A 4,519-nucleotide genomic window follows, 5' to 3' on the forward strand; every position below is an offset into this window, starting at 1 on the left:
GGTCAATGCCGGTGTCATCGCCCTGCGGCCGGCGATCAGCGTGATCATGGGCGCCAACATCGGCACCACGCTCGGCAACGGGCTCATCGCCCTGCCGCTCGGTCCGCTCGGATTGATCCTGGCCGGCGTGTTCTCGCTGGTCTACTGCTTCGCCAAAAGCGAAAAGGTGAAGAACATAGCGCTCGCCTGCATGGGTTTCGCTCTGATCTTCTACGGCCTCAACCTGATGACCGGCGGCCTGCGTCCGCTTCGCAACCTGCCGGAAGTCATGGCGCTGCTGCAGACGCTGACGGCCGACTCCTACCTCAACCTTTTCAAATGCGTGTTCATCGCCGCCGGCGTGACCGCGATGATCCACTCGTCCTCGGCGACGATCGGCATCGTCATGGGCCTTGGCGCGGCGGGCATTCTCGACTGGACAACCGCCGTCGCCTTCTCGCTCGGTGCCGATCTCGGCACCACGATCACGTCGTGGATGGCTTCGCTCAACCTTTCGAAGAACGCCAAGCGGACCGCCTATGCGCACATCTCGTTCAATATCATCGGGGTGTGCATCACCATCCCTCTGTTCTTCGTCTCCATCCAGGTGCTGGAATGGGCCATGCAGTTCTTCGGCGGCGATCCGGCCGTTCCGGTGATTGTCGACGGCAAGGAGACCTTCCCCCTGGTGCCGGTCGCGGTCGGCCTCTACTCGACCTTCTTCAACGTCTTCAACACAGTGCTGCTGTTCCCGTTCATCGGCGTGTTCGAGCGGGTGCTATCGCGTGTCGGCCACACGGATGCCGACGACGCGGAGGATTTCTCGACGCCGAAATTCCTCGACCGCAAACTGGCCAGCGATTTTGCCAAGGCCATTCCCGCCGTGCAGCAAGAGACGGCCCGCCATCTGGAGGCCGGCGCCATGTTCCTCGACATCGCACGCTCTTCCAAGAAGGCGCCGTCGGATCCGGGCGAGCACTATCTGGCGACCGACATCCTCAGCCGCGATATCCGCGCCTACACCGCCGCGCTGATGAAGGAGGATCTGCCTTACGAACAGCTCGATCTGATCGCCAGCCTGATCGAGGAAGCCGACTTCACGGCCGCCCTGACGGAATCGATGCATCAGGTGGCGCGCCGCGTCAGGCGCGAGAAGTTCAGCAACCCGGCGCAAGCCATCGTCGACGTCGCGCTGAACAAGCTCGACACGTCGCTGCGCGAAATCTTGCCTACTTACGGAATTTCCAGCCCGCAGATGCCGGCCGGCCATGTAAATCTGCCTGGGGTCGAGGAACTGCGTGCCCGCACGCTGGCGCTCGGACCGAATGCCGGTGCCGCCGAACGCGGCACGATCCTGGCCCTGCTCGGGTCGATCGAGCGTGCGGAAATCCTGATCCATCGCATCGATGCCGAGCGCAGATCCGTAAACCGCCAAAGCGTGCTCGCCCGTGCGTCGGCACGCAAGGAAACCAGAGCAAGCCCGATGGGAGACCCAGGCCTGGTTCCGGCCGAGTAACGGTCCGCCGGACCATAACCACCTTCGTTCGGATTGCGGGTCAGGCAGGAAGACAGTCCATCCCGGTTCCGCCGGGATGGATCAGACCAACGCCAGCCTCTTCTGTAGAAAGATGCGGCTGCGGCCGATAGGGAAATCGGCGAGCGTTCCAAAGGTGACGCTGATAGACTTTGGCGGCATTCGGATTGAAGGTGTCGATCCAGGCATTCCGGCAACCGCGTGCCATGGCTTCCTGTTCGGCCGCATCCAGCATCTTGCCGGCCATATGCTGGCCGCGCAGCCGCTCATCGACCCAGAGCCATTGCACGTAGAGCCAGCCCCAGGCGGTGTAACCGGAAATGCCGGCGACGACCGCGCAATCCTCGTCGCGCACAAACACCACAAGCGCCTTCCTTTCGGATGCGCCGACATCGCCGTCGTTGAACGCCGCCAGCCTTTCGGCGAGAAAGGTAAGGTCTTCCGGCAAGGGATTTGCCGTCGTTTCAAGCGTCGTGTTCATCGCTTTTCCGAGATGGTTGCGTGTCGGCGTCGCCGCCATTGCGAAACTCTGATGCGGCAATGCCGTAGCGCTTGAGTTTGTCATAAAAGGTCTTGCGCGGTACGCCGAGCGCATCGATGGCGCCGCGCACCTCGCCACTATGGTCGCGCAGCGCGTCGCGGATGAGCTGTGCTTCGTATTGGCCGACCCGTTCGGGCAATGCTGCCGTAGGCTCCGGCGAATGCGCGGAGACCGCCCTCGTCCCATCTTCCGGACCGAGGCCGAGCGCAACACGGTCGGCAAAATGGGCAAGCTCGCGCACATTGCCTGGCCAGTCATGCGACTGGAGATGATCGCTGACCGCAGCGTTCATCTTCGCGACAGGCCGGCCGAACCGTTCTGCCGCCTTGCCCAGGAAATGCCCAAACAGCATCGGGATATCGCCGCGACGCTCGCGCAGCGGCGGGATGCGCAGCGTCACCACGTTAAGGCGAAAATACAGATCCTCGCGAAAATCACCGCGTTGGTCCGACCGCCCCAGATCGACCTTGGTCGCGGCGACGACCCTGAGATCGATGCGCCTGATGTCGTTCGAGCCAAGTGGAGTGAGGCTGCGTGTTTCGAGCACGCGCAGCAGCTTGACCTGGAGCGCCGGCGGCATGGATTCGATCTCGTCGAGAAACAGCGTGCCGCCGCTGGAATGCTCGATGCTGCCGATCCGCCGCCGCTGCGCGCCGGTGAACGCGCCCGCCTCATGGCCAAACAACTCGCTCTCGATGACCGTCTCCGGCAGCGCACCGCAATTCAGTGCCACGAAGGGTTTTGCGCGCCGTCGCCCCCATCTGTGCAGGAGGTCCGCCACCACTTCCTTGCCGGTTCCCGTTTCTCCCTCGACCAGCACATCGACGTTCATGTCGGCAATCTGGCGCAAGGTCTCGCGCAGTCGCTTGATGGCAGGAGCCTCGCCGATCAGCGGCAGGCCGTCAGTGGCGAGGGCCGCGGCTTCGCGCAGCCGCCGGTTCTCCATCACCAGCCGTCGCTTCTCACTCGCCCGTTTCAGCGCCTCGACAAGGCGCTCGCCGGCATAGGGTTTCGAGATGAAATCGTAGACACCGTCCTTGAGCGCGGCCACTGCGAGATCGACGTCGCCATGGCCGGTGACCAGGATCACGGGTATGTCCGGGTCGATCGCCTTGATGCGATCGAACAGCTGCAGCCCGTTCATGCCCGGCATGCGGATGTCGCTGACCACCACGCCTTCAAAGGTCCTGTCGACAACGGCAAGCGCTGCCTCGGCGGCGTCGCGCGCGACCACAGCGAAGCCGGCAAGCTCGAGCAATTGCGTTGTGGCGTGCAGCAGGTCCGCATCGTCGTCGACGAGCGCCACCAGCCCTGATCCCTCAATCATTCAATTCGCCTCAAATCGATGGTGAAGGATGCGCCGATGCCATTGCCGGGATCGAGCCGCAGCGTGCCGCCCAATTCCTGGGCGATCTCCTGCGAGATCACCAGCCCGAGGCCAAGCCCCTTCTCCTTGGTGGTCTGGAACGGCATGAACAGATTGCCGGCTGCTTCCGGGCCGAGACCTGGGCCGTTGTCGCGCACCGAAATCAGCACCCTGTCGTCGTGCTCGGCAAGTTGGATCTCTATGCGGGGATCGGGCTGGTCCTTCATAGCGTCCAGCGCATTCTGCAACAGATTGACCAGGATCTGTTCCAGCCGGATGCGGCTGGCCATGACCACCGGCGAGGCATTGCCGCGCGGCTTGACGATGGTCACGCCGGAATCACGGATGCGGCCCGACAGCAGCGACAGCGCGCCATCAATTGCCTCGCGCACCGGCAGCGGCGAAGCGGCAACCCCGGGTCGACGGGCGAAAGTACGCAAGGTGCCGGTGATCGCGCCGATGCGCTCGGTCATCGACACGATCGACGTCAGATTGCCGCTGGCCGGTTCGGTTTTGCCGGTTTCGAGAAAGCGGCCCGCATTCTCGGCATAGGTGCGGATAGCGGCGACCGGCTGGTTGATCTCGTGCGCCACGCCGGCGGCGATTTGGCCGAGGATGGAAAGCCGGTTGGCCTGGGCGAGGTCGTCGCGCAGCCGGCGCACCTTGGCTTCAGCATTCTCGCGCTCGGCGATTTCACCGGCAAGTGCGGTGTTGGAGCGGGTCAACTCGGCCGTTCGCGTGCTGACTCGGCTCTCCAGTTCGGCATTCATCCGCGCCAGCGCCTCCTGCCTCAGCCGTCGTGCGCGCTGGCGGCGGGTAAGCACGAAGGCAAGCAAGCCCATCAGCAGAAGCCCAAGCAGCGTGGTCAGGCGCGCCGTGTTGGCGGCCGATGAAAGAGCAGCGTCGGCGGGAGTGAGCAGCCAGAGACGCCAGCCAGGAACAGCAGCGGGCAAATCCTGCACCACCTCGACGAACTGGCGCGGTTTTCCCGCGTTGTCGATCGTCGCCAGGCCGTCACCAGCGCCGCGCCGGATCGGCAGCGGCTCGAAGCCTGCATCGGCCAATTGGAGATGCTCGTGGGCTGCGGCGGGGTCCTCGG

The 4,519-nt window shown here is 64.1% G+C and carries 3 protein-coding genes and 1 pseudogene; 1 reads left to right on the forward strand and 3 read right to left on the reverse strand.

Features of this window, described 5'->3' with window-relative positions:
• Positions 1-1,495, forward strand: a 1,495-nt coding sequence (locus tag EN893_RS01570) for a Na/Pi symporter (protein WP_245490789.1), incomplete at its 5' end; no start/stop codon positions are given.
• A gap of 81 nt (positions 1,496-1,576) precedes the next feature.
• On the opposite strand, the pseudogene EN893_RS01575 reads toward EN893_RS01570, so the two are convergent.
• The 3 genes and pseudogenes from EN893_RS01575 to EN893_RS01585 form a co-directional block, all read right to left on the reverse strand.
• A pseudogene (locus EN893_RS01575) lies at positions 1,577-1,994 on the reverse strand (GNAT family N-acetyltransferase).
• On the reverse strand, positions 1,978-3,381 hold the full coding sequence (locus tag EN893_RS01580; protein ID WP_127271088.1) for a sigma-54 dependent transcriptional regulator: 1,404 nt from the start codon (positions 3,379-3,381) through the stop codon (positions 1,978-1,980). Before EN893_RS01580 ends, EN893_RS01575 begins: the two are co-directional and overlap by 17 nt.
• Positions 3,378-4,519, reverse strand: a 1,142-nt coding sequence (locus EN893_RS01585) for an ATP-binding protein (protein ID WP_164900686.1), incomplete at its 5' end; no start/stop codon positions are given. The genes EN893_RS01585 and EN893_RS01580, both read right to left, overlap by 4 nt.

The sequence above is a fragment of the Mesorhizobium sp. M7A.F.Ca.CA.004.04.2.1 genome (genome assembly GCF_004022825.1).
Lineage (GTDB): Bacteria > Pseudomonadota > Alphaproteobacteria > Rhizobiales > Rhizobiaceae > Mesorhizobium.